Here is a 22,806-nt window from a genome sequence, read left to right as displayed (position 1 = left end):
AGAAGACGGCATACGAGATTTCTGCCTGTCTCGTGGGCTCGGAGATGTGTATAAGAGACAGCCCCCGCACCGTCCCCCACGGAAGCCCCCGCTCCCGGCCCGGACCCCGCCGGGGCCCCGGACGCCGCGGCCGCGCTCCGGTACGCCGACGACGCCTACGCCCACTGGCGCGGTCTGCTCGCCTCCCTCACCGAGGAGGCCCTCGCCGCGCCGATCGGCCCGGCCGCCGGGCCCTTCGGCGGGGCCACCCGGCGCTCCTTCGCCCTCCACATCGCCGACGAGCTGATCCACCACACCGCGGAGGCGGCGCTGCTGCGCGACCTGTACGCGGGGCGCGGCTGACGGCGGCGGCCGCGAGGCGCTTGACCTCCCGCGCGGGCCGGTCCCAGGATCGGTGCCACCCACCCCCTTCCACCAGGAAGTGTTCATGGCTCGCCTGTCTCCGGGCCAGATCAGGGCGCAACTGCCGCTGCACGTCAGGCGGTGCCACGGGCGGACTCCCGTCATCCGCGGCCTGTCGGCGGCGGCGAACCGGCAGATAGCGGCCTTCGAACGCAGCCGCGGCCTCCCGCCTGGCGAGGTCGCCCACGCCTTCCGCCGCTGGAACCGCACCGGCCCGCGGACGCACGACCCCGTCCCGTACGGCTGGTCCGGCACGGGGACCGGCCACGTCCGCAGCCTGCTGGAAGCCGCGCTCCACACCCTGCACACCCGCGCGCGGCGCGAACTGGCCGCCGCCCTCGCCCCGTTGGACGAACGCGCCCTGCGCCGCTCCCTCAACGACCCCTTCGCCGCGCCCGATCTCCCGTGGTGGCTGCGCCGCACCGGCGTCTGACCGGCGAACGGGTCGTTGAGGGAGCGGGCGCGTTTCGGGCGCGGCGGGCCGCCGTACGGCGCTACGGTTCGACGAAGGGCGGAGCAGCGGGCGTTGGAGGAAGCTGGATGTTCGGGGTGGAGCTGGCGGTCGGGTACGTGTTCGCGTGGGCGGTCCGCAAGGCCCGCCGGGCGGCGGGCACGGCCGACGGGATCGTGGACCGGGCGGTGGACGCGGGGATGGAGCGCGTCCACCAGATCGTGACGGAACGCCTGGACGGCGACGGCACGTTGGCCCGCGTGGAGGAGGAAGCGGCCTCCGGCGCGGCCGAGTTGTCCCCGCGCACCCGCCAGCGCCTCCAACTGGCCCTGGAGGACGAGGCCGAGCGCGACCCCGCCTTCGCCCAGGCCCTGGAGGAGGCGGTGTCCGCCGCGAAGGCGGCGCAGGGCACGTCCGTCACCGCGTCCGGCAACGGCGTCGCGGTCGGCGGCGACGTCACGATCCGCGCGGAGGGCGCGGGCTCGGTGGCCGCGCTGACGATGGGCGACGTGACCATCGGAACCCCTCCCCCGGCAACCCCTCCGACCGCCCGCTGACCGGTCCTGGCCGCCGTGCCCGGGGTCACCCGACCGCGGGCCCGGCGTCGGCCGGGGACGGGGAGGCCGGAACAGCCGCCCGGTAACGCCCCGGCGTCGTACGGAAGCGCGGCTGAACGCGCGGCTGAACGCGTGCGAGAGGGCGTACGGGGTGCCGTAACCGACCCGGCGGGCGACCGCGGCCAGCGGGTCGGCGGTGTCGCGGAGGAGGGTGGCGGCGAGGGTGAGGCGCCACCATGGGAGGTAGCCCATCGGGGGACGGCCCACCAGTCCGGTGAACCGCCGCGCGAGGGCGGCGCGGGACGCCCCGACCTCGGCGGCGAGCCGGTCGTTGCTCCACACGGCGGCCGGGTCCGGGTGCAGCGCACACAGGGCCGCGGCCGCCACCGGGTCGCCGAGCACCGCGGGCCGGAGGCCCTTCGTGTCCTCGGCCGGCCACGCGCGGATCATGTACACGAGCAGCAGGTCGAGCAGGCTCGGCACCGCGACGGCCGCCCGGCTGCCGCTCCCCCGGCTCCCGCCCCAGCAGGTCGATCGCGGCGGAGCGCCGGATGTCCGCCGACCTTGTGCGGGAGGTGCACGACGTGCGGAAGCTCGGCCACGAGCGGGTGCGTCCGGCTGCGGTCGAGCCGGTACTTCCCGCACAGCATCTGCACCTCTTCGGTGCCCCGGGCCGCGTGGAGGCCCGCCGCCGCATCCTCGAACGGGTCGCGGACACGCACGAATTGCTCATCCCCGCCCACTTCGCCTGAGCGGGGGCGGTGGAAGTCCGCCGCGCGCGCGGCGCGTTCGCCCTCGGAGGGTGGGCCGCCCACCGGACGCGGTAGCCCACGGAGCCGGGTCGGACGTTTCGGGCGCGGCGGGCCGCAGTACGGCGCTACGGTTCACCTCGGGCGGGAACGGCGGGCGCGGGAGGGGGCAGGGGTGGCAGGAGCCGACGTGGTGGTGGCGTTGCTGCACGCGTGGTCGGCACGCAGGACCTTCCCGAGGAGGAAGGACAGGCGCGGCGCGGAGATGGACGCGGCAATCGACGCGCGTCTGGAGCAACTTCGCCGACTCGTGGAGGAGCGCCTCAGCGGAGAGCCGGCGTTGACGGCCGTCGAGGAGGAGGCCGCCTCGGGCACCGCCGAACCCTCCCCGCAGGCAGGCCGATCCCTGGAAGCAGCCCTGGAGAGTGCGGTCGGCCACGACGCCGCCTTCGCCCAGGCCCTCAAGGAGGCGGTGGCCGCGGCCCTGGCGGAGTACCGCGGTTCCGCCGTCGCATCCGGCGACGGCATCGCCATCGTCGGCAACGTCACCGTCCACGTGGAGGGCCCGGGCTCCGTTGCCGCCCTGAGAGCGGGTGACGTCACCGTTGGAAACCCTCCCCCGCCGGGCTCGCCGACAACCCCCTGAGCGAGCCCGGCGCACGCGTCGTCAAGGGGACGACACATGGTGGGGCCGGCGGGCACGACGCCGCCTCCCCGCGGCAGTTCGGGCTTGTGCCCGCGCGGGCCGGGGCCTTCCAGGACCGGACCGAGCGGGCGCGGCTGCGGGCCGCGGTCGACGGCGGGGATACCGCCGTGCTGTGCCAGGTGCTTTCCGGCCTGGGCGGAGTCGGGAAGACGCAGCTCGCCGCGGAGTACGCCCACGAGGTGTGGACCGCGGGCGAGGTGGACCTGCTGGTGTGGGTCAACGCGGACAGCCGCAGCGCGGTCGTCGCGACCTTCGCCGAGGCCGCCGCGGAGGTGTGCGGGGCGGACCCCGGCCATCCGGACCGTGCCGCTGAGCGCTTCCTGTCGTGGCTCCAGTCCGAAGGGCGGCGCTGGCTCGTCGTCCTGGACGACCTCGCCGACCCCGCGGACCTCACCGGGCTCTGGCCGCCCGCCGCCCCGTACGGCCGGACCGTCGTGACGACCCGCCGCCGCGATGCCGCCCTGACGGGCGCGGGCCGCCGCCGTATCGACGTCGGCGTCTTCACGCCCGACGAGGCCACCGCGTACCTGGCCGCCGCGCTCGCGGCGCACGACATCACCGAGCCGGACACCGAACTCGCCGGGCTGGCCTCCGACCTGGGTCACCTCCCGCTCGCCCTCTCGCAGGCCACTGCCTACGTCGTGGACGCCGGGCTGCCCGTGGCCGCGTACCGCGCGCTGCTGGCCGAACGGACCGCGCGGCTGGACGAGTTGAGCCCGGACGTGCTCCCCGACGGGCAGACCCGCACGACGGCCGCCGCCTGGGAGCTGTCGGTGGAGTACGCCGACCGCCTCCGCCCCGCCGGGCTCGCCCGCCCGATGCTGGAGCTCGCCGCCTTCCTGGACGCCCACGGCATCCCGGTCGAGGTCCTGACGAGCGGGCCCGCCCGCGCCTACCTCGCAGCCCGCACCGACCGGGCCGACGTCACCCCGGCGGAGGCGTCCGGCGCCCTGCGCGCGCTGCACCGCCTGAGCCTCGTGCAGGCACCGGAGCCGGGGGACGCCGCGGAGCACCCGGCGATCCGCCTGCACCAGCTCGTGCAGCGCGCGACCCGCGACGCGCTCCCGGCCGGACGCTTCGGCCGAGCGGCCCGCGCGGCCGGCGACGCGCTCGTCGACGTGTGGCCCCGGTTCGAACGCGACACGGCCTTCGCCCGCACCCTGCGCGGCTGCGCCGCCGCCCTGGAGGCGTACGCCCGGCACACGGGGTGCCTCTACCGGCCCGGAGTGCATGCCGCGCTCTACCTGGCCGGTTACAGCCTTCTCGAATCCGGCCAGGTCGCCGCCGCCGCGGCGCGGCTCCGCGTGATGGTGGACTCCGCCACCGAGTACCTCGGGCCCGACCACGTCGATACCCTCGCGGCCCGCAACAACCTCGCAAAAACGCAGGGCGCGGCGGGTGACGTCACCACCGCTGCCAGATCCACCGCGCGGCTGCTGGCCGACGTCACCCGCCTGCTCGGCCCGGACCACCGCGGCACCCTCGCCACTCGGTCCAACCTCATCCACTTCCAGCGCGAGGCGGGAGACCCGGCCGGGGCTGCGGCCGGTTACCGGGACCTGCTCCGGGTCATGACGCGGGCGTTGGGGCCGGACGACCCGGACACCCTCACCGCCCGCGGCCACCTCGCCCGGTGTCTGGGCGAGGCGGGGGACGCCGCGGCCGCCGTGGCCGCGTACACCGAGCTGCTCGCCGACGTCACCAGGGTGCTGGGGCCGGACGACCCGGAGACCTTCGCCGCCCGCGGGAACCTCGCCAGGTTCCAGGGCGAGACGGGGAACGTCACCGCGGCGGCCACCGGGTACGCCGGGCTGCTGCCGGACGTCATCCGGGTGCTGGGGCCAGACCACCCCACCGCGCTGACCACCCGCGGCAACCTCGCCAGGTGGCAGGGCGCGGCGGGGGACGCCGCGGCAGCCGTGGCCGCGTACACCGAGCTGCTCGCCGACATGACACGCGTCCTGGGCCCCGACCACCCGCACACCCTGGCCGCCCTCGGCAACATCGCCGACCGGGTCGGCAGGATGGGGAACCCGGCAGCCGCCGCGGCCGCGTACGCCCGGCTGGCCGAGGACACACGACGCGTCCTGGGCCCCGGTCACCCCGACTCACTCCTGGTCCGGGGGCACGCGGCCTTCTGGCTGGGGGCCGGGGGCGACCCGCGGGGAGCCGCCGCCGGCTTCGCCGGCCTGCTCGACGACATCACCCGCGCCCTCGGCCCCGACCACCCCCACGCCCGCGCCGCCCGGGGGAACCTCGCCTTCTGGCGGCAGCGCGCCGCCGAGGACCCGAGCTCCTCCGCCTGATCCCCCGCAAACGCCGACGGGGCGCGGCCCCCGAAGGACCCGCACCCCGCCGCGGAAGCAGCCCGCAGGGCTACCGCACGAACACCCCGGCCTTGTCGGCCAGGTCGAGGAAGTACTGCGGCGCGAGCCCCAGCACCAGCGTCACCGCCACACCGAGCGCGATCGCCGTGGACGTCAGTGGCGAAGGGACGGCCACCGTCGGGCCGTCCGGCTTCGGCTCGCTGAAGAACATCAGCACGATCACGCGGATGTAGAAGAACGCCGCGATCGCCGACGAGATCACGCCGACCACGACCAGCGGCATCGCGCCGCCCTCGGACGCGGCCTTGAAGACGGCGAACTTCCCCGCGAAGCCGGACGTCAGGGGGATGCCGGCGAAGGCGAGGAGGAAGACCGCGAAGACCGCCGCGACCAGGGGGGAGCGGCGGCCGAGGCCGGCCCAGCGGGACAGGTGGGTGGCCTCGCCGCCCGCGTCGCGGACCAGGGTGACGACGGCGAAGGCGCCCAGCGTCACGAAGGAGTAGGCGGCGAGGTAGAAGAGGACCGACGAGATCCCGTTCGGGGTGGTCGCGATGACGCCCGCGAGGATGAAGCCCGCGTGGGCGATCGACGAGTAGGCCAGCAGGCGCTTGACGTCGGTCTGGGTCACGGCGATGACCGCGCCGGCGAGCATCGTGAGGATCGCGACGCCCCACATGACCGGGCGCCAGTCCCAGCGCATACCGGGCAGGACGACGTACAGCAGCCGGAGCAGCGCGCCGAACGCGGCGACCTTGGTGGCCGAGGCCATGAAGCCGGTCACCGGGGTCGGGGCGCCCTGGTAGACGTCCGGGGTCCACATGTGGAAGGGCACCGCGCCGACCTTGAAGAGCAGACCCATGGCGACCATCGCGAGGCCGATGAGCAGCAGCGCGTCGTTGCCGGTGGTGTTCGCGAGCGCCGGGGTCATGGTGGCGGTGCCGTCGACGACGGACGAGATGCCGCCGTAGGTGACGGTGCCGGAGTAGCCGTAGAGGAGCGCGATGCCGAACAGGAAGAAGGCCGACGAGAAGGCGCCCAGCAGGAAGTACTTGACGGCGGCTTCCTGCGACATCAGGCGGTTGCGGCGGGCCAGCGCGCACAGGATGTACAGCGGCAGCGAGAAGACCTCGAGGGCGACGAAGAGCGTCAGCAGGTCGTTCGCGGCCGGGAAGACGAGCATGCCGCCGACCGCGAACATCAGCAGCGGGAAGACCTCCGTGCTGGTGAACCCGGCCCGGACGGCGGCCTTCTCCTGGTCGCTGCCGGGCACGGCGGAGCCCTGCGCGGCGAAGGAGTCGACGCGGTTGCCGTGCGCCCGGGGGTCCAGGCGGCGTTCGGCGAAGGTGAAGACGGCGACCAGGCCGACCAGCAGGATCGTGCCCTGGAGGAACAGCGCGGGTCCGTCCACCGCGACCGCGCCCATCGCCGCGATGTGGGCCTTGGTCGTGCCGTAGCCCTTCTCGGCGAGCGCCACGACCGCCGCGAAGGAGGCGGCCAGGCCCACCGCGGCCAGGCCGACCTGCGCGGTGTAGCGGGAGCGGCGCGGCAGGAAGGCCTCGACCAGGACGCCGAGCGCCGCGACCCCGAAGACGATCAGGACCGGCGAGAGCTGGGCGTACTCGATGTGCGGGGAGGGGAACTTGTCGGTGGATGCCGCCGCCGTCCACAGGCTGTGGACAGCGGGGCCCGTGGCACTTGCGCTCACTTCTTCGCCTCCAGCGCGGGCTTGGGGTCGGTCTTGTGCACGTCGGAGAGCGTGTGGTGCACCGACGGGTTGACGATGTCGGTGACCGGCTTCGGGTAGACGCCGAGGAAGAGCAGCAGCGCGATCAGCGGTGTGACCACCAGCAGTTCACGTGCCTTGAGGTCGGACATGCCCTCGATGCCGGCCTTGACCGGGCCGGTCATCGTGCGCTGGTAGAGCACCAGCACGTACAGCGCGGCGAGCACGATGCCGAGGGTGGCGACGATGCCGATCGCCGGGTAGCGGGCGAACGTGCCGACCAGCACCAGGAATTCGCTCACGAAGGGCGCGAGCCCCGGCAGCGACAGGGTGGCGAGGCCGCCGATCAGGAAGGTGCCGGCGAGCACCGGGGCGACCTTCTGCACCCCGCCGAAGTCGGCGATGAGGCGCGAGCCGCGCCGGGTGATGAGGAAGCCCGCGACGAGCATCAACGCGGCGGTGGAAATACCGTGGTTGACCATGTAGAGCGTCGCGCCGGACTGGCCCTGGCTGGTCATCGCGAAGATGCCCAGGATGATGAAGCCGAAGTGCGACACGGACGCGTACGCGATCAGCCGCTTGATGTCGCGCTGGCCGACGGCGAGCAGCGCGCCGTAGACGATGCTGACGAGCGCGAGCACCAGGATCACCGGCGTGGCCCACTTGGACGCCTCCGGGAAGAGCTGGAGGCAGAAGCGCAGCATCGCGAAGGTGCCGACCTTGTCGACGACCGCGGTGATGAGGACGGCGACCGGCGCGGTGGACTCGCCCATCGCGTTGGGCAGCCAGGTGTGCAGCGGCCACAGCGGGGCCTTGACCGCGAACGCGAAGAAGAAGCCCAGGAAGAGCCAGCGTTCGGTGGAGGTCGCGATGTCGAGCTTGCCGTCGGCGCGGGCCTGGAGGATCTCCGGGAGGGAGAAGGTGCCGGTGCCGAGCTGGTGTGCGGTGACGGTGTAGAGGCCGATCACCGCGGCGAGCATGATCAGGCCGCCCGCGAGGTTGTAGAGCAGGAACTTCACGGCCGCGTACGAGCGCTGGCGGGCCGCCTCCTCCTCGCCGGCCGCGTGCGCCCGGTCGCCGAAGCCGCCGATGAGGAAGTACATCGGGATGAGCATGGCTTCGAAGAAGATGTAGAAGAGGAAGACGTCGGTGGCCTCGAAGGACAGCACCACCATGGCCTCGACCAGCAGGATCAGCGCGAAGAAGCCCTGTGTGGGCCGCCAGCGGCTGCTGGTCTCCTCCATGGGGTCGGCGTCGTGCCAGCCGGCGAGCATCACGAACGGGATGAGCAGCGCGGTGAGCGCCACCATCACCGCCCCGATGCCGTCGACACCGAGGTCGTAGCGGAGCCCGAAGTCCTTGATCCAGGCGTGCGACTCGGTCAGCTGGTAGCGGGCGCCGTCCGGGTCGAAGCGGACCAGGACGACGGCCGCGAGGACCAGCGTCGCGAGCGCGAAGAGGACCGCCGTGTACTTGGCGGCGGTCTTCCGCGCCGCCGGCACCGCCGCGGTGACCACGGCACCGGCCGCGGGGACCACGGCGGTCACGGTCAGGAGTGGGAAGGACATCGTCAGACCGCCCTCATGAGAAGAGTCGCGGCCACCAGCACCGCGGTGCCGCCGAGCATCGAGACGGCGTACGAGCGCACGTAGCCGTTCTGCAGCTTGCGGAGCCGCCCCGACAGGCCGCCGACGGAGGCGGCGGTGCCGTTGACGACGCCGTCGACCAGCGAGTGGTCGAGGTAGACGAGCGAGCGGGTGAGGTGCTCGCCGCCGCGGACCAGCACGACGTGGTTGAAGTCGTCCTGGAGCAGGTCGCGGCGGGCCGCCCGGGTGAGGAGGCTGCCGCGCGGGGCGACGACGGGTACGGGCCGCCGCCCGTACATGAGCCAGGCGATGCCGACGCCCACGACCAGGCACACCATGGTGCAGGCGGTGACGGTGCCCGCGCTGAGCGGCGAGTCGCCCTCGCTGTGGCCGGTGACCGGCTCCAGCCACTTCAGGAAGCGGTCGTTGATGCTGAAGACCGCACCGGCGAAGACCGACCCGAACGCCAGGACGATCATGGGAATCGTCATGGACGACGGGGACTCGTGGGGATGCTGCACGGCGAGCGAGCCGCTGCCACCGGGCGAGCCGGCGAGGGCCGCGGGGCCCGCGCTCTCCGCCTCGGCCGCGTCAGCGGCCCACCGCTTCTCGCCGAAGAAGGTCATGAGCATCACGCGTGTCATGTAGAACGCGGTGATCGCCGCGCCCAGCAGGGCCGCGCTGCCCAGGATCCAGCCCTCGGTGCCGCCCTTGGCGTAGGCCGCCTCGATGATCTTGTCCTTGGAGAAGAAGCCGGACAGGCCGGGGAAGCCGATGATCGCGAGGTAGCCGAGGCCGAAGGTCACGAAGGTGATCGGCATGTACCTGCGCAGCCCGCCGTAGCGCCGCATGTCGACCTCGTCGTTCATGCCGTGCATGACCGAGCCCGCGCCCAGGAAGAGGCCGGCCTTGAAGAAGCCGTGCGTGACCAGGTGCATGATCGCGAAGACGTAGCCGATCGGGCCGAGGCCCGCGGCCATGATCATGTAGCCGATCTGCGACATCGTCGATCCGGCGAGCGCCTTCTTGATGTCGTCCTTCGCGCAACCGACGATCGCACCGAACAGCAGCGTGACCGCGCCGACGGTGACCACCGCGGTCTGCGCGTCGGGCGCGGCGTTGAAGATCGCGCCGGAGCGGGTGATGAGGTAGACGCCCGCGGTCACCATGGTCGCGGCGTGGATGAGGGCCGAGACCGGGGTCGGGCCCTCCATCGCGTCGCCGAGCCAGGACTGCAGGGGCACCTGCGCCGATTTGCCGCACGCGGCGAGCAGCAGCATGAAGCCGATGCCGGTGATCGTGGCGTGCTGGGTGGCCGACGCCTGCTGCGCCTGGGGCAGCACCTCGTTGAAGGCGAACGACCCGAAGGTGGTGAACATCAGCATGATCGCGACGGACAGGCCGATGTCGCCGACACGGTTGACGATGAAGGCCTTCTTCGCCGCTGTCGCCGCGCTCGGCTTGTGCTGCCAGAAGCCGATCAGCAGGTACGAGGCGAGGCCCACGCCCTCCCAACCCGCGTACAGCAGGAAGTAGTTGTCGGCGACGACCAGCAGCAGCATCGCCGCGAGGAAGAGGTTGAGGTAGCCGAAGAAGCGGCGGCGGCGCTCGTCGTGCGCCATGTAGCCGATCGAGTAGACGTGGATGAGCGTGCCCACGCCGGTGATCAGCAGCACGAACGTCATCGACAGCTGGTCGAGCTGGAAGCCGACGTCGGCCTGGAAGCCGTCGACCGGCACCCAGGTGAACAGGTGGGAGTGCAGGGCGCGGTCGTCCGCGCTCTTGCCCAGCATGTTGACGAACAGGACCGCACCGAGGACGAAGGACAGCAGGGCGAGCAGCGTGCCGAGCAGGTGGCCGGTGCGGTCCAGCCGCCGGCCTCCGGTCAGCAGCACGCCCGCGCCGAGCAGCGGCGCCGCGACGAGCAGTCCGATCAGGGTTTCCACTGTCGCAGCCCCTCTACAGCTTCATCAGATTGGCGTCGTCGACCGAGGCCGAGTGGCGCGAACGGAAGATCGACACGATGATCGCGAGCCCCACCACGACCTCGGCCGCGGCGACCACCATCGTGAAGAAGGCGATGACCTGCCCGTCGAGGTTGCCGTGCAGCCGGGAGAAGGTGACGAACGCCAGGTTGCAGGCGTTCAGCATCAGCTCCACGCACATGAAGACCACGATCGCGTTGCGCCGGATCAGGACCCCGGCGGCGCCGATGGTGAACAGCAGCGCGGCCAGGTACAGGTAGTTGGCCGGATTCACTTGGCACCCTCCTCGGCCTGGTCGTTGTCCGCCCCGTCACTGCCGTTGGCCTTCGCGCCCGAGGTGACCGCGGGCCGGGACGGCAGATCGACCTCGCGCTCCAGCCAGCGGGTCGCGCTCTGGTCGAGACCGGCCAGCCGCTCCATCGCGTCGCCGGACACGTCGCGGATCTGGCCGCGTTCGCGCAGCGTCGCGCTGACCGACAGCTCGGAGATCGAGCCGTCCGGCAGCAGCGCCGGGATGTCGACCGCGTTGTGCCGGGCGTACGTGCCGGGCGCCGGCAGCGGGGTGACGTGGCCGCCCTCGCGGAAGCGGGCCTCGGCCAGCTCCCGCTGGGTGCGGCGCTCCTCGGTACGCTCGCGGTGGGTGAGCACCATCGCGCCGACCGCCGCGGTGATGAGCAGCGCGCCGGTGAGCTCGAAGGCCCACACGTACTGGGAGAAGAGCAGGTGCGCGAGGCCCTGGACGTTGCCGCCGTCCGCGGCGCTCGCCGCGCCCGTGCCCTCGAACGTGTCGAGGGATGCGTTGGAGATGCCGGCGATGAGCAGGATGCCGAAACCGATCCCGCACAGCGCGGCCATCCAGCGCTGGCCCTTGAGCGTCTCCTTCAGCGAGTCGGCCGCGGTGATGCCGACGAGCATGACGACGAAGAGGAAGAGCATCATGATCGCGCCGGTGTAGACGACGATCTGCACGATGCCGAGGAAGTACGCGCCCTGCGCCAGGTAGAAGACGGCGAGCACGATCATCGTGCCGGCCAGCGACAGGGCGCTGTGGATCGACTTCTTCATCAGCACGGTGGCCAGGGCCCCGAGCACGGCGACCGTGCCCAGGATCCAGAACTGCACGGCCTCGCCGGTGGACGTCCTCGACGCGGTGTCCGCGGCGAGCGTCAGCGTGGCCGCGGCGTGGGAGGCGGCGCTCATGCCTCGACCCCCGTTCCCGCCGGGGCCGCGCCGCCGGGGGCCGGGGCGACCTCGGCGTCCCGCACGTCGGCCACGCTCTCGTCGGGCTTCTCGCCCTTGGAGACCGCGACCTGCCGCTCGGTGCCGGGCGCCGCCTCGGTGACCAGGCCACGGTAGTAGTCGCCCTCGTCCATGCCGGGGAAGATCGCGTGCGGCGACTCGACCATGCCCTCGGTGAGGCCGGAGAGCAGCTGCTCCTTGGTGAAGATCAGCGACTCGCGGGTGCTGTCGGCGAGTTCGTACTCGTTGGTCATCGTCAGCGCGCGGGTCGGGCACGCCTCGATGCACAGCCCGCACAGGATGCAGCGGGCGTAGTTGATCTGGTAGACGCGGCCGTAGCGCTCGCCGGGCGAGTAGCGCTCCTCGTCGGTGTTGTCCGCGCCCTCCACGTAGATCGCGTCCGCCGGGCAGGCCCACGCGCACAGCTCGCAGCCGACGCACTTCTCCAGCCCGTCCGGATGCCGGTTGAGCTGGTGGCGGCCGTGGAAGCGGGGCGCCGTGGGCTTCTTGTACTCCGGGTACTGCTCGGTCAGCCGCTTCTTGAACATGGCCTTGAAGGTCACGCCGAAGCCTGCGACCGGGCCGAGGAACTCAGGCATCGCCGTCCTCCTGCTTCTCCTGCTCCGGGGCGTCCTGACCGGATGCTCCGACGAGTTGGGGCTCCGCGCGGCTGGGCCTGCGCGGCACCCGCTGCACCTGCTGTCCGGGCAGCGGCGGTACGGGGTAGCCGCCGGCCATCGGGTCGAACCGCTCCGGCGGGGCCAGCAGCCCGCCCTCGGCCGGTTTGCTCTGCTCCTCGCGCTCGCGGAAGAGGTCGGCGAGCAGCGAGACCAGCAGCAGCACAAGGACGGCGCCGCCGACGTACAGCACGATCTTCGTGGAGCTGTAGTCCTCGTTGCGCATCGCGCGGACCGCGGCGACGAGCATCAGCCACACCATGGAGACCGGGATGAGGATCTTCCAGCCGATCTTCATCAGCTGGTCGTAGCGCACCCGGGGGAGCGTGCCGCGCAGCCAGATGAAGAAGAAGAGCAGCAACTGCACCTTGACGACGAACCACAGCATGGGCCACCAGCCGTGGTTGGCGCCCTCCCAGAAGGTGGTGATCGGGTAGGGCGCGCGCCAGCCGCCGAGGAAGAGGGTCGTGGCGACCGCGGAGACCGTCACCATGTTGACGTACTCGGCGAGCATGAACAGCGCGAACTTGATCGAGCTGTACTCGGTGTTGAAGCCGCCGACGAGGTCGCCCTCGGACTCGGGCATGTCGAACGGGGCCCGGTTGGTCTCGCCGATCATCGTGCAGATGTAGACCAGGAAGGACACCGGCAGCAGCGCCACGTACCAGCGGTCGTGCTGGGCGGTGACGATCGTCGACGTCGACATCGACCCGGAGTAGAGGAAGACCGCCGCGAAGGACAGGCCCATCGCGATCTCGTAGGAGATCATCTGGGCCGACGCGCGCAGACCGCCGAGCAGCGGGTAGGTCGAGCCGGACGACCAGCCGGCGAGCACGATGCCGTAGATGCCGACCGAGGCCGTGGCCAGGATGTAGAGGATGCCGATCGGCAGGTCGGTGAGCTGCAGCGCGGTGCGCTGGCCGAAGATGGAGACCTCGTTGTCGGCCGGGCCGAACGGGATCACCGCGAAGGACATGAACGCGGGGATCGCCGCCACGATCGGCGCGAGGATGAACACCACCTTGTCGGCCCGCTTGACGGTGATGTCCTCCTTGAGCATGAGCTTCACACCGTCGGCGAGCGACTGGAGCATGCCCCAGGGGCCGTGCCGGTTGGGGCCGATGCGCAGCTGCATCCACGCGACGACCTTGCGCTCCCACACGATGGAGAACAGCACGGTCAGCATCGCGAAGGCGAAGCAGAAGACCGCCTTGAGGAGGATCAGCCACCACACGTCGTTGCCGAAGAACGACAGGTTCTCGGCGGTGGCGGCCAGTTGGCTGCTCATGACGTGACCTCCTGGCCCTGCGCGGCGGCGGCGATCGCGACGACCTGTCCGGGGAGGGCGCCCACGTCGGAAGCGACGCCGGAGCCCGTCGAGTTGAGCGGCAGCCAGACCACGCGGTCGGGCATCGGGGTGACGGCCAGCGGCAGCGTGGTCGCCCCCGCGGGTCCCGTCACGGTCAGCAAGTCGCCTGCGGCCACGTCCAGTTCGGCGGCGGTCGCGGCGGACAGCCGGGCCACCGCGGCGTGCCGGGTGGCGGCGAGCGCGTCGTCGCCGTCCTGGAGGCGGCCCTGGTCGAGCAGCAGCCGGTGCCCGGCGAGCACCGCCTGGCCCTGCTCGGGGCGGGGCAGCGGCACCGAGGAGTCCAGCGGCGCGGGCGCATACGGGCCCGACCATCCGGCGAGCCGGTCCAGCTCGATGCGCGCGGACCTCACGTCCGGCAGGCCGAGGGCCACGTCCATCCGGTCGGCGAGCATCGTCAGCACCCGGGCGTCGGGGAGCTGGTGGCGCGCGGTGGCCTGGTCGGGCTTGATCGCGGTCTCGAACATCCGCGCCCTGCCCTCCCAGTTGAGGAAGGTGCCGGACTTCTCGGCGACCGCGGCCACCGGCAGCACCACGTCGGCGCGCTCGGTGACCTCGCTCGGCCGCTGCTCCAGGCTCACCACGAAGCCGGCCGCGTCCAGCGCCGCGCGGGCGGCCGCCGGGTCGGGCAGATCGGCGAGCTCGACGCCGCCGACGACCAGCGCGGCCAGCTCGCCGCTCGCGGTGGCCCGGAGGATCTCGCCGGTGTCACGGCCGTAGCGGCCGGACAGAGTCGGCAGGCCCCACACCCGGGCGACCTCGTCACGGGCCCGCGGGTCGCTCACCGGGCGGCCGCCGGGCAGCAGCCCGGGCAGCGCGCCCGCCTCGACCGCGCCGCGCTCGCCCGCCCGGCGCGGGATCCACGCCAGGGCCGCGCCGGTCGCGGCGGCGAGCCGGATGACGGCGGTGTAGCCGCCGGGCACGGTCGCGAGCCGCTCGCCGACCAGGATGACCGCGCCCTCCTTGCGGAGCGCGTCGGCCGCCTGCCGCCCGGCCTCGTCGAGGCCGACACCGCCGGCGAGCGCGTCCATCCACTCCGGTTCGGTGCCGGGGGCGGCGGGCAGCAGGATGCCGCCGGCCTTCTCCAGGCCGCGGGTGGCGTGGGTGGCGAGCGCGTACGCCTGCTGCTTGCGCTTGCGGTGGGCCTTGCGCAGCCGCAGGAAGACGCCGGGGGCCTCCTCCTCCGACTCCAGTCCGGCGAGCAGGACAGCGGGGGCCGCCTCCAGCGCGCGGTTGGTGACTCCCGTCGCGTCCAGGTCGAGGCCGCGTCCGGCGACCGCCGAGGCCAGGAAGTAGGCCTCCTCGGCGGAGTGCGGGCGGGCCCGGAAGTCCACGTCGTTGGTGCCGAGCACGACCCGGGCGAACTTGGCGTACGCGTACGCGTCCTCGACCGTGAGCCGGCCGCCCGGCAGCACCGCCGCCCGGCCGTGCGCCGCGCCGAGCCCGGCAGCGGCGGCGGCGAGCGCCTCCGGCCAGGAGGCGGGGGCGAGTTCACCGTCGGCGCCGCGCACCAGCGGGTGGGTCAGCCGCTCGGGCCGCTGCGCGTAGCGGAAGCCGAAGCGGCCCTTGTCGCACAGCCACTCCTCGTTGACCTCCGGGTCGTTCGAGGCCAGGCGCCGCAGCACCTTGCCGCGCCGGTGGTCGGTACGGGTGGCGCAGCCGCCCGCGCAGTGCTCGCACACCGACGGCGACGACACCAGGTCGAACGGCCGCGACCGGAAGCGGTACGCGGCCGACGTCAGCGCGCCCACCGGGCAGATCTGGATGGTGTTGCCGGAGAAGTACGACTCGAAGGGGTCGCCCGCGCCGATGCCGACCTGCTGCAGCGCCCCGCGCTCCAGCAGTTCGATCATCGGGTCGCCCGCGACCTGGTTGCTGAAGCGCGTGCAGCGCGCGCACAGCACGCAGCGCTCGCGGTCCAGCAGCACCTGCGCCGAGATCGGGACCGGCTTCTCGTACGTGCGCTTCCTGCCGTCGAAGCGCGAGTCGGAGTCGCCGTGGCTCATCGACTGGTTCTGCAGCGGGCACTCGCCGCCCTTGTCGCACACCGGGCAGTCCAGCGGGTGGTTGATGAGCAGCAGCTCCATCACGCCGCGCTGCGCCTTCTCGGCGACCGGGGAGGTGAGCTGGGTGGTCACCACCATGCCGTCGGTGCAGGTGATCGTGCAGGACGCGACGGGCTTGCGCTGCCCCTCGATCTCCACGATGCACTGCCGGCAGGCCCCGACCGGGTCCAGCAGGGGGTGGTCGCAGAAGCGCGGGATCTCGACGCCGACCATCTCCGCGGCCCGGATGACCAGGGTGCCCTTGGGCACCGACACCGGGATGCCGTCGACGGTCAGCGAGACCAGGTCCTCCGGCGGCACCGCGGGCTGCCCCGCGCCGGAGGACGCACTGCTTGTGGTGACGGTCACGCGTGGGCCTCCGTACGGTACTTGTCGGCCCAGGCGGTGGAGCGGGCCGGGTCGAAGGGGCAGCCCTTGCGCTCGATGTGCTCCTCGTACTCCGCGCGGAAGTACTTGAGCGAGGAGAAGATCGGGGCCGCGGCGCCGTCGCCGAGCGCGCAGAAGGACTTGCCGTTGATGTTGTCGGCGATGTCGTTCAGCTTGTCCAGGTCGCCGGGCGAGCCCTTCCCGGCCTCGATGTCGCGCAGCAACTGGACGAGCCAGTACGTGCCTTCGCGGCAGGGCGTGCACTTGCCGCACGACTCGTGGGCGTAGAACTCGGTCCAGCGGGTGACCGCGCGCACCACGCACGTGGTCTCGTCGAAGCACTGGAGCGCCTTGGTGCCGAGCATCGACCCGGCGGCGCCCACGCCCTCGTAGTCGAGCGGCACGTCGAGGTGCTCCTCGGTGAACATCGGGGTGGACGAGCCGCCCGGTGTCCAGAACTTCAGCCGGTGGCCGGGCCGCATACCGCCGCCCATCTCCAGCAGCTGCCGCAGCGTGATGCCGAGCGGGGCCTCGTACTGCCCGGGGCGGGCGACGTGGCCGGACAGCGAGTAGAGGGTGAAGCCCGGGGACTTCTCGCTGCCCATCGAGCGGAACCACTCCTTGCCGCGCAGCATGATCGCGGGAACCGACGCGATGGATTCGACGTTGTTCACCACAGTGGGGCAGGCGTAGAGCCCCTCGACGGCGGGGAAGGGCGGGCGCAGCCTCGGCTGGCCGCGGCGGCCCTCCAGCGAGTCCAGCAGCGCGGTCTCCTCACCGCAGATGTACGCGCCGGCGCCGGCGTGCACGGTGAGGTCGAGGTCGAAGCCGCTGCCGAGGATGTTGCTGCCCAGGTAGCCGGCCGCGTAGGCCTCGCGGACGGCTTCGTGCAGCCGGCGCAGGACGGGAACGGTCTCACCGCGGAGGTAGATGAAGGCGTGATGCGAGCGGATCGCGTAGCACGCGATGATCATGCCCTCGATGAGGGAGTGCGGGTTGGCGAAGAGCAGCGGGATGTCCTTGCAGGTGCCCGGCTCCGACTCGTCGGCGTTGACGACGAGGTAGTGCGGCTTGCCGTCGCCCTGCGGGATGAACTGCCACTTCATGCCGGTGGGGAAGCCCGCGCCGCCGCGGCCGCGCAGGCCCGAGTCCTTGACGTAGGCGATGACGTCGTCCTGCGGCATCGCGAGGGCCTTGGCCAGGCCCTGGTAGCCGTCGTGCCGGCGGTAGGTGTCCAGCGTCCATGACCTCGGGTCGTCCCAGAAGGCCGACAGGACGGGCGCGAGCAGCTTCTCGGCCGATTCCACGGTCATCACTCGCCCTCCCCGCGGGTCGATTCGGTGGCTCCGCCCGCCGGTCCGGCCGGGTTGTCCGGGTCGGAGACCGCGGACTGCTGCGGGGCGTCGTGCGAGCTGGGGTGCGCGGCCGGCGAGGGCGAGGTCGGCGTGTCGAAGGCGCCGCTCTCGGTGCGGTGCGGCTCGGCCTGCTGCGGCACGGTGTGCGCCGGGGCCTCGCCGCGGTGCAGCCGCAGACCCGCGAGCGACGCGTGGCCGGCGCCGCCGCTCGCCTCGACCGCGCCCTCGCGCTGGTCGGGGAAGCCGGCCAGGATCCGCGCGGTCTCCTTGTACGTGCAGATCGGCGCCCCGCGGGTGGGCCGCACCTCGCGCCCGGCGATCAGGTCGTCGACCAGCGCCTTGGCGGACTCGGGCGTCTGGTTGTCGAAGAACTCCCAGTTCACCATCACCACGGGCGCGAAGTCGCAGGCCGCGTTGCACTCGATGTGCTCCAGCGTGACCTTGCCGTCGGCGGTGGTCTCGTCGTTGCCGACGCCGAGGTGCTGCTTGAGCTCGTCGAAGATCGCGTCGCCGCCCATGACCGCGCACAGCGTGTTGGTGCAGACGCCCACCTGGTAGTCGCCGCTCGGCTTGCGGCGGTACATGGTGTAGAAGGTCGAGACCGCGGTGACCTCGGCCGTCGTCAGGTTCAGCATCTCGGCGCAGAAGCGGATGCCGGTGCGCGTCACATGGCCGTCCTCGGACTGCACGAGGTGCAGCAGCGGCAGCAGCGCGCTGCGCGAGCCGGGGTAGCGGGCGATCACCTCCTTCGCGTCGCTCTCCAGCCGGGCGCGCACGTCGGCCGGGTAGTCGGGCGCGGGCATCTCGGGGATGCCCAGTGACACGTCGGTCATCGGTCGACGCCTCCCATCACGGGGTCGATGGACGCTACGGCGACGATGACGTCGGCCACCTGGCCGCCCTCGCACATCGCCGCCATGGACTGCAGGTTGGTGAACGACGGGTCGCGGAAGTGCACCCGGTAGGGGCGCGTCCCGCCGTCGCTGACCGCGTGCACGCCCAACTCGCCCTTCGCGGACTCGACCGCCGCGTAGGCCTGCCCCGGCGGCACCCGGAAGCCTTCGGTGACCAGCTTGAAGTGGTGGATCAGGGCCTCCATGGAGGTGCCCATGATCTTCTTGATGTGGTCGAGGCTGTTGCCCATTCCGTCCGGCCCGAGCGCGAGCTGCGCCGGCCAGGCGATCTTCTTGTCCTCGACCATGACCGGGCCGGGCGCGAGCCGGTCCAGGCACTGCTCGACGATCTTCAGGCTCTCGTGCATCTCCGCGAGCCGGACGACGAAGCGCCCGTAGGAGTCGCAGGAGTCGGCCGTCGGGATCTCGAAGTCGTAGTTCTCGTAGCCGCAGTACGGGTCGGACTTGCGCAGGTCGTGCGGCAGGCCCGCGGCGCGCACGATCGGGCCGGTCGCGCCGAGCGCCATGCAGCCGGTGAGGTCGAGGTAGCCGACGTCCTGCATGCGGCCCTTGAAGATCGGGTTGCCGGTCGCGAGCTTGTCGTACTCCGGCAGGTTCTTCCGGAACTTCTTCACGAACTCGCGGATCTGGTCCACCGCGCCGGGCGGCAGGTCCTGCGCGAGGCCGCCGACGCGGACGTACGCGTGGTTCATCCGCAGGCCGGTGATCAGCTCCAGGATGTCCAGGATCATCTCGCGGTCGCGGAAGCCGTAGATCATGATCGTGGTGGCGCCCAGCTCCATGCCGCCGGTGGCGATGCACACCAGGTGGGAGGAGATCCGGTTGAGCTCCATGAGCAGCACCCGCAGGACCGTGGCGCGGTCCGGGACCTGGTCCTCGATGCCGAGCAGCTTCTCGACGGCGAGGCAGTAGGCCGTCTCGTTGAACAGCGGCGTCAGGTAGTCCATGCGCGTGACGAACGTGGAGCCCTGGACCCAGGTCCGGTACTCCATGTTCTTCTCGATGCCGGTGTGCAGGTAGCCGATGCCGGAGCGCGCCTCGGTGACGGTCTCGCCGTCGATCTCCAGGATCAGCCGCAGCACGCCGTGGGTCGACGGGTGCTGCGGGCCCATGTTGACGATGATGCGCTCGTCGTCGGTGCCGGTGACCTGCTCGGCCAGCTCGTCCCAGTCGCCACCGGTGACGGTGAAGACCCGGCCCTCGGTGGTCTCCCGCTCCTCCGCCTGCTGGGGGGACGCGTATCCGTTCGTCATGAGTACGACCTCCGCTGGTCGGGAGCCGGAATCGATGCGCCCTTGTACTCGACGGGGATGCCGCCGAGCGGGTAGTCCTTGCGCTGCGGGTGGCCGGGCCAGTCGTCCGGCATCATGATCCGGGTGAGCGCGGGGTGGCCGTCGAAGACGATGCCGAAGAAGTCGTACGTCTCGCGCTCGTGCCAGTCGTTCGTCGGGTAGACGCCGACGAGCGAGGGGATGTGCGGGTCGGCGTCGGCCACGCTCACCTCGACGCGGATCAGCCGCCCGTGGGTGATCGACCGCAGGTGGTAGACGGCGTGCAGCTCGCGGCCCTCGTCGCTGGGGTAGTGCACGCCGCTGACGCCCGTGCACAGCTCGAAGCGCAGCGCCGGGTCGTCGCGCAGCGTCTGCGCGACCCGGACCAGGTGCTCGCGGGCGATGTGCAGCGTCATCTCGCCGCGGTCGACGACGACCTTCTCGATCGCGTCGGCCGGCGGCAGCCCCGTCTCCTCCAGCGCGCCTTCCAGCTCGTCGGCGATCTCGTCGAAGACCCCGTCCTTGCCGCCGTACGGGCGCGTGCTCGCGCCGGGCAGCCGGACGGTGCGGACCAGGCCGCCGTAACCGGAGGTGTCGCCGCCGTTGTTGGCGCCGAACATGCCGCGGCGCACCCCGATGACCTCGCCGGGCTGCTGCTCGCGGGGGGCGGGGACCGCGGCCCCGCTGCTGGCGTCGCTCATCGCAGGAGCCCCTTCATCTCGATAATGGGGAGCGCCGTGCGGGCGGCCTCCTCGGCCTCGCGGGCCGCCTCCTCGCGGTTCACGCCGAGCTTGGAGCCCTGGATCTTCTCGTGCAGCTTGAGGATCGCGTCGAGCAGCATCTCGGGGCGCGGCGGGCAGCCGGGCAGGTAGATGTCGACCGGCACGACGTGGTCGACGCCCTGCACGATCGCGTAGTTGTTGAACATCCCGCCGCTGGAGGCGCACACGCCCATCGAGATGACCCACTTGGGGTTCGGCATCTGGTCGTAGACCTGCCGCAGCACCGGCGCCATCTTCTGGCTCACCCGGCCCGCGACGATCATCAGGTCGGCCTGCCGCGGCGAGCCGCGGAAGACCTCCATGCCGAAGCGGGCCATGTCGTAGCGGCCCGCGCCGGTGGTCATCATCTCGATGGCGCAGCAGGCCAGGCCGAAGGTGGCCGGGAAGACCGACGCCTTGCGTACCCAGCCGGCCGCCTGCTCCACCGTCGTGAGCAGGAATCCGCTCGGCAGTTTCTCTTCGATACCCATGGGTTGGCTCCCCTTGTCCCCTCGGTCCCTAGTCCCATTCCAGGCCGCCGCGCCGCCACACGTAGGCGTAGGCGACGAAGACGGTGAGCACGAAGAGGAGCATCTCCACGAGCCCGAACATCCCCAGGCGGTCGAAGGTGACGGCCCAGGGGTAGAGGAAGACGATCTCGATGTCGAAGACGATGAAGAGCATCGCCGTCAGGTAGTACTTGATCGGGAAGCGCCCGCCGCCGGCCGGTTGCGGAGTGGGCTCGATGCCGCACTCGTACGCTTCCAACTTGGCCCGGTTGTACCGTTTCGGCCCGATGATCGAGGCCATGAAAACGGAGAAGATCGCGAAGCCGGCCGCGATGCCCCCCAGCACGAGAATGGGCGCGTAGGCGTTCACCGTCCCCCGCTCCTTCCAGTCGGCAGTGACTGACATGTACGGACCGACTTCGGTGTGAGCCGCCTCACCCGTCGACCAAGATCGCGTCTATGTGAGGCAGTTCACAAGCCCAAGTCGCCTGCATCCTATGCCTCCCGGTCTGTGATCTGCGACACGGGGTACCGGCTCACCTTTGTGATCTCCACCACCCGATCAATGATCATGAAGTCGGATGAGCGGTGATCTTGAGGCGGATCACTCCCAAACGATCACTTCATGTCACATCCCTGTTAATTCTCGCTGGTCAGAGGGGTGGGTTCATTATCAAGTGAGGGTGGGGGCGGGCAAATTGGAGTTGGACGCGACCGCGTGATAGCGCGCGGACGGACACCGGGAGGGGCGTCGCCCGCCCGCCCGGAGGCAGGGAATCGGCCGCGTGAAAGCGTGCACGAGCACAAATCGGGCCACTGATGTGAAAGTGCGTCAAACCGGCGGAAGACCAAGATCACGAAACGGGCATTTGAGCCGTGCCCACGTCAACTGTGGCGCATCCCACCTTTCTTGAACGGAACCATTCGTTCCTGATAGCCAGAGACGCATGTCCCAGAACAGACCGCAGATATCCCCCGCGGCCGCCCCGTCCCATAGCGGCCGCCGACGGCACGCCGCCTCGGCGCGCCCCAACTGGACGCGCAGGGCCGGACTCGTCGGCGGTGTCGTCAGCGCCATCGCACTCGGCGGCGCGGGCGCACCCGCCCTCGCCGACAACCACGGGCGTCCCGACGCCTCGACGCCGACCGCCCGCGGCGCCGCACCGCTCTCCACCGCGGTGACCGCCCGGCAGGCGTCCGACGCCGTGGCGCAGAACGCACTCGCCCACACCCTGGCCGCCGCCCGCGAGCACGCCGCGACCACCGCCGCTGCCGCCGCCTCGGCCAGGCACAAGGCCGCCGTCGCCGCGAAGGCCGCGAAGGCGCGGGCCACCGCGACCGCGCTCGCCGCCTCGCGCAGCGCCAAGCGCGCGAAGCTCACCGCGACCGGCTCCTCTTCCTCCTCCTCGTCCTCGTCGAGCGCCGCCGCACCGTCCGCCTCCAAGGTCGACAAGCTCATCTCGTTCCTGAAGGCGCAGATCGGCAAGCCGTACGTCTACGGCGCCACCGGCCCCTCGTCGTACGACTGCTCGGGCCTGACCCAGACCGCGTACGCCACGGTCGGCATCTCGCTGCCGCGCACCTCGCAGGAGCAGTCGACGGTGGGCACCCCCGTCTCGCTGAACTCCCTGCGCGCCGGCGACCTCCTCTTCTGGGGCGGCGAGGGCAGCGCCTACCACGTGGGCGTCTACATCGGCGACGGCAAGTACCTGGACGCGGCCAACCCGTCCTCCCCGGTGGGCATCAAGCCGCTGACCTACTCCGAGCCGGACTGGGCCGTCCGCGTCCTGTGACAC

19 protein-coding genes and 2 pseudogenes are annotated in these 22,806 nt (G+C 71.9%); 6 read left to right on the top strand and 15 right to left on the bottom strand.

The window, feature by feature from the left end; translation table 11 throughout:
• Positions 1–93: 93 nt before the first annotated feature.
• The 3 genes and pseudogenes from IH54_RS48120 to IH54_RS40050 form a co-directional block, all read left to right on the top strand.
• Positions 94–342: pseudogene (locus IH54_RS48120) on the top strand (DinB family protein); the annotation flags it as partial.
• Positions 343–427: 85 nt separating this feature from the next.
• Complete coding sequence (locus tag IH54_RS0120785) at positions 428–835, top strand: hypothetical protein (RefSeq protein ID WP_031518902.1); 408 nt, start codon at positions 428–430, stop codon at positions 833–835.
• A 107-nt stretch (positions 836–942) separates the two neighbouring features.
• Complete coding sequence (locus IH54_RS40050; RefSeq protein WP_052397690.1) at positions 943–1,410, top strand: hypothetical protein; 468 nt, start codon at positions 943–945, stop codon at positions 1,408–1,410.
• Between the two features lie 25 nt (positions 1,411–1,435).
• Here the strand turns inward: IH54_RS40050 and IH54_RS46240 are convergent.
• Positions 1,436–2,105: pseudogene (locus IH54_RS46240) on the bottom strand (AraC family transcriptional regulator); the annotation flags it as partial.
• Positions 2,106–2,334: 229 nt separating this feature from the next.
• Between IH54_RS46240 and IH54_RS0120770 the strand changes: the two are divergent.
• Positions 2,335–2,805, top strand: coding sequence for a hypothetical protein (locus IH54_RS0120770; RefSeq protein ID WP_159011968.1), 471 nt, complete (start codon positions 2,335–2,337; stop codon positions 2,803–2,805).
• 86 nt (positions 2,806–2,891) lie between these two features.
• Complete coding sequence (locus tag IH54_RS0120765; protein WP_052397689.1) at positions 2,892–5,171, top strand: tetratricopeptide repeat protein; 2,280 nt, start codon at positions 2,892–2,894, stop codon at positions 5,169–5,171.
• A gap of 70 nt (positions 5,172–5,241) precedes the next feature.
• Here IH54_RS0120765 and nuoN read toward each other — a convergent pair whose 3' ends face one another.
• From nuoN to IH54_RS0120695, 14 genes are read right to left on the bottom strand one after another with little or no spacing between them, the layout of a single operon-like run.
• Positions 5,242–6,897 (bottom strand): NADH-quinone oxidoreductase subunit NuoN, encoded by a 1,656-nt coding sequence (gene nuoN / locus IH54_RS0120760; protein WP_031518887.1) that lies wholly within the window; start codon positions 6,895–6,897, stop codon positions 5,242–5,244.
• Positions 6,894–8,483, bottom strand: coding sequence for an NADH-quinone oxidoreductase subunit M (locus tag IH54_RS0120755; RefSeq protein ID WP_031518885.1), 1,590 nt, complete (start codon positions 8,481–8,483; stop codon positions 6,894–6,896). The genes nuoN and IH54_RS0120755 overlap by 4 nt, the downstream gene beginning before the upstream one ends.
• A 2-nt stretch (positions 8,484–8,485) precedes the next feature.
• Positions 8,486–10,447 (bottom strand): NADH-quinone oxidoreductase subunit L, encoded by a 1,962-nt coding sequence (gene nuoL, locus IH54_RS0120750; protein ID WP_031518883.1) that lies wholly within the window; start codon positions 10,445–10,447, stop codon positions 8,486–8,488.
• A 13-nt stretch (positions 10,448–10,460) separates the two neighbouring features.
• Entirely contained in the window at positions 10,461–10,760 is a 300-nt protein-coding gene (gene nuoK / locus IH54_RS0120745) for an NADH-quinone oxidoreductase subunit NuoK (protein WP_031518880.1), read from the bottom strand.
• A complete protein-coding gene (locus tag IH54_RS0120740; RefSeq protein ID WP_052397688.1) occupies positions 10,757–11,686 on the bottom strand; it encodes an NADH-quinone oxidoreductase subunit J in 930 nt (309 codons plus the stop codon). The genes nuoK and IH54_RS0120740 overlap by 4 nt, the downstream gene beginning before the upstream one ends.
• Positions 11,683–12,324, bottom strand: a complete 642-nt coding sequence (gene nuoI / locus IH54_RS0120735; protein ID WP_031518876.1) for an NADH-quinone oxidoreductase subunit NuoI — start codon at positions 12,322–12,324, stop codon at positions 11,683–11,685. The genes IH54_RS0120740 and nuoI overlap by 4 nt, the downstream gene beginning before the upstream one ends.
• Complete coding sequence (gene nuoH / locus IH54_RS0120730; protein WP_031518874.1) at positions 12,317–13,690, bottom strand: NADH-quinone oxidoreductase subunit NuoH; 1,374 nt, start codon at positions 13,688–13,690, stop codon at positions 12,317–12,319. Before nuoH ends, nuoI begins: the two co-directional genes overlap by 8 nt.
• Entirely contained in the window at positions 13,687–16,182 is a 2,496-nt protein-coding gene (locus tag IH54_RS0120725) for an NADH-quinone oxidoreductase subunit G (RefSeq protein WP_031518871.1), read from the bottom strand. Before IH54_RS0120725 ends, nuoH begins: the two co-directional genes overlap by 4 nt.
• Positions 16,179–17,513, bottom strand: a complete 1,335-nt coding sequence (gene nuoF, locus IH54_RS0120720; RefSeq protein WP_031518869.1) for an NADH-quinone oxidoreductase subunit NuoF — start codon at positions 17,511–17,513, stop codon at positions 16,179–16,181. The genes IH54_RS0120725 and nuoF overlap by 4 nt, the downstream gene beginning before the upstream one ends.
• Positions 17,513–18,388, bottom strand: a complete 876-nt coding sequence (gene nuoE / locus IH54_RS0120715) for an NADH-quinone oxidoreductase subunit NuoE (protein ID WP_031518866.1) — start codon at positions 18,386–18,388, stop codon at positions 17,513–17,515. Before nuoE ends, nuoF begins: the two co-directional genes overlap by 1 nt.
• Positions 18,385–19,722, bottom strand: a complete 1,338-nt coding sequence (locus IH54_RS0120710) for an NADH-quinone oxidoreductase subunit D (RefSeq protein ID WP_031518865.1) — start codon at positions 19,720–19,722, stop codon at positions 18,385–18,387. Before IH54_RS0120710 ends, nuoE begins: the two co-directional genes overlap by 4 nt.
• On the bottom strand, positions 19,719–20,441 hold the full coding sequence (locus IH54_RS0120705) for an NADH-quinone oxidoreductase subunit C (protein ID WP_031518864.1): 723 nt from the start codon (positions 20,439–20,441) through the stop codon (positions 19,719–19,721). Before IH54_RS0120705 ends, IH54_RS0120710 begins: the two co-directional genes overlap by 4 nt.
• Positions 20,438–20,992 carry a NuoB/complex I 20 kDa subunit family protein gene (locus tag IH54_RS0120700; RefSeq protein ID WP_031518862.1) on the bottom strand — a complete coding sequence of 185 codons (555 nt, stop codon included), beginning with the start codon at positions 20,990–20,992 and terminating at the stop codon, positions 20,438–20,440. The genes IH54_RS0120705 and IH54_RS0120700 overlap by 4 nt, the downstream gene beginning before the upstream one ends.
• A 28-nt stretch (positions 20,993–21,020) precedes the next feature.
• The gene (locus tag IH54_RS0120695; RefSeq protein ID WP_031518860.1) at positions 21,021–21,380 is read right to left on the bottom strand and encodes an NADH-quinone oxidoreductase subunit A; all 360 of its coding nucleotides are present in this window, start codon (positions 21,378–21,380) and stop codon (positions 21,021–21,023) included.
• A gap of 577 nt (positions 21,381–21,957) precedes the next feature.
• On the opposite strand from IH54_RS0120695, the gene IH54_RS0120690 reads away from it, so the two are divergent.
• Entirely contained in the window at positions 21,958–22,803 is an 846-nt protein-coding gene (locus IH54_RS0120690; protein ID WP_031518859.1) for a C40 family peptidase, read from the top strand.
• The last annotated feature ends 3 nt before the right edge of the window (positions 22,804–22,806 follow it).

It is taken from the genome of Streptomyces sp. NRRL F-5123 (genome assembly GCF_000721495.1).
Taxonomy (GTDB): Bacteria; Actinomycetota; Actinomycetes; order Streptomycetales; family Streptomycetaceae; genus Actinacidiphila.
The sequence above is the reverse complement of the archived record's forward strand: the minus strand, read 5'-3'. Positions and strand labels throughout refer to the sequence as shown.

Excerpts from the sequence above, each read along its gene's own strand:
- nuoH (WP_031518874.1), bottom strand. The coding sequence starts at position 13,690 with ATGAGCAGCCAACTGGCCGCCACCGCCGAGAACCTGTCGTTCTTCGGC.
- IH54_RS0120705 (WP_031518864.1), bottom strand. The coding sequence starts at position 20,441 with ATGAGCGACGCCAGCAGCGGGGCCGCGGTCCCCGCCCCCCGCGAGCAG.
- nuoF (WP_031518869.1), bottom strand. The coding sequence starts at position 17,513 with ATGACCGTGGAATCGGCCGAGAAGCTGCTCGCGCCCGTCCTGTCGGCC.
- IH54_RS0120700 (WP_031518862.1), bottom strand. The coding sequence starts at position 20,992 with ATGGGTATCGAAGAGAAACTGCCGAGCGGATTCCTGCTCACGACGGTG.
- nuoE (WP_031518866.1), bottom strand. The coding sequence starts at position 18,388 with ATGACCGACGTGTCACTGGGCATCCCCGAGATGCCCGCGCCCGACTAC.
- IH54_RS0120755 (WP_031518885.1), bottom strand. The coding sequence starts at position 8,483 with ATGTCCTTCCCACTCCTGACCGTGACCGCCGTGGTCCCCGCGGCCGGT.
- IH54_RS0120690 (WP_031518859.1), top strand. The coding sequence starts at position 21,958 with ATGTCCCAGAACAGACCGCAGATATCCCCCGCGGCCGCCCCGTCCCAT.
- IH54_RS0120710 (WP_031518865.1), bottom strand. The coding sequence starts at position 19,722 with ATGACGAACGGATACGCGTCCCCCCAGCAGGCGGAGGAGCGGGAGACC.
- nuoI (WP_031518876.1), bottom strand. The coding sequence starts at position 12,324 with ATGCCTGAGTTCCTCGGCCCGGTCGCAGGCTTCGGCGTGACCTTCAAG.
- IH54_RS0120740 (WP_052397688.1), bottom strand. The coding sequence starts at position 11,686 with ATGAGCGCCGCCTCCCACGCCGCGGCCACGCTGACGCTCGCCGCGGAC.
- IH54_RS0120785 (WP_031518902.1), top strand. The coding sequence starts at position 428 with ATGGCTCGCCTGTCTCCGGGCCAGATCAGGGCGCAACTGCCGCTGCAC.
- IH54_RS40050 (WP_052397690.1), top strand. The coding sequence starts at position 943 with ATGTTCGGGGTGGAGCTGGCGGTCGGGTACGTGTTCGCGTGGGCGGTC.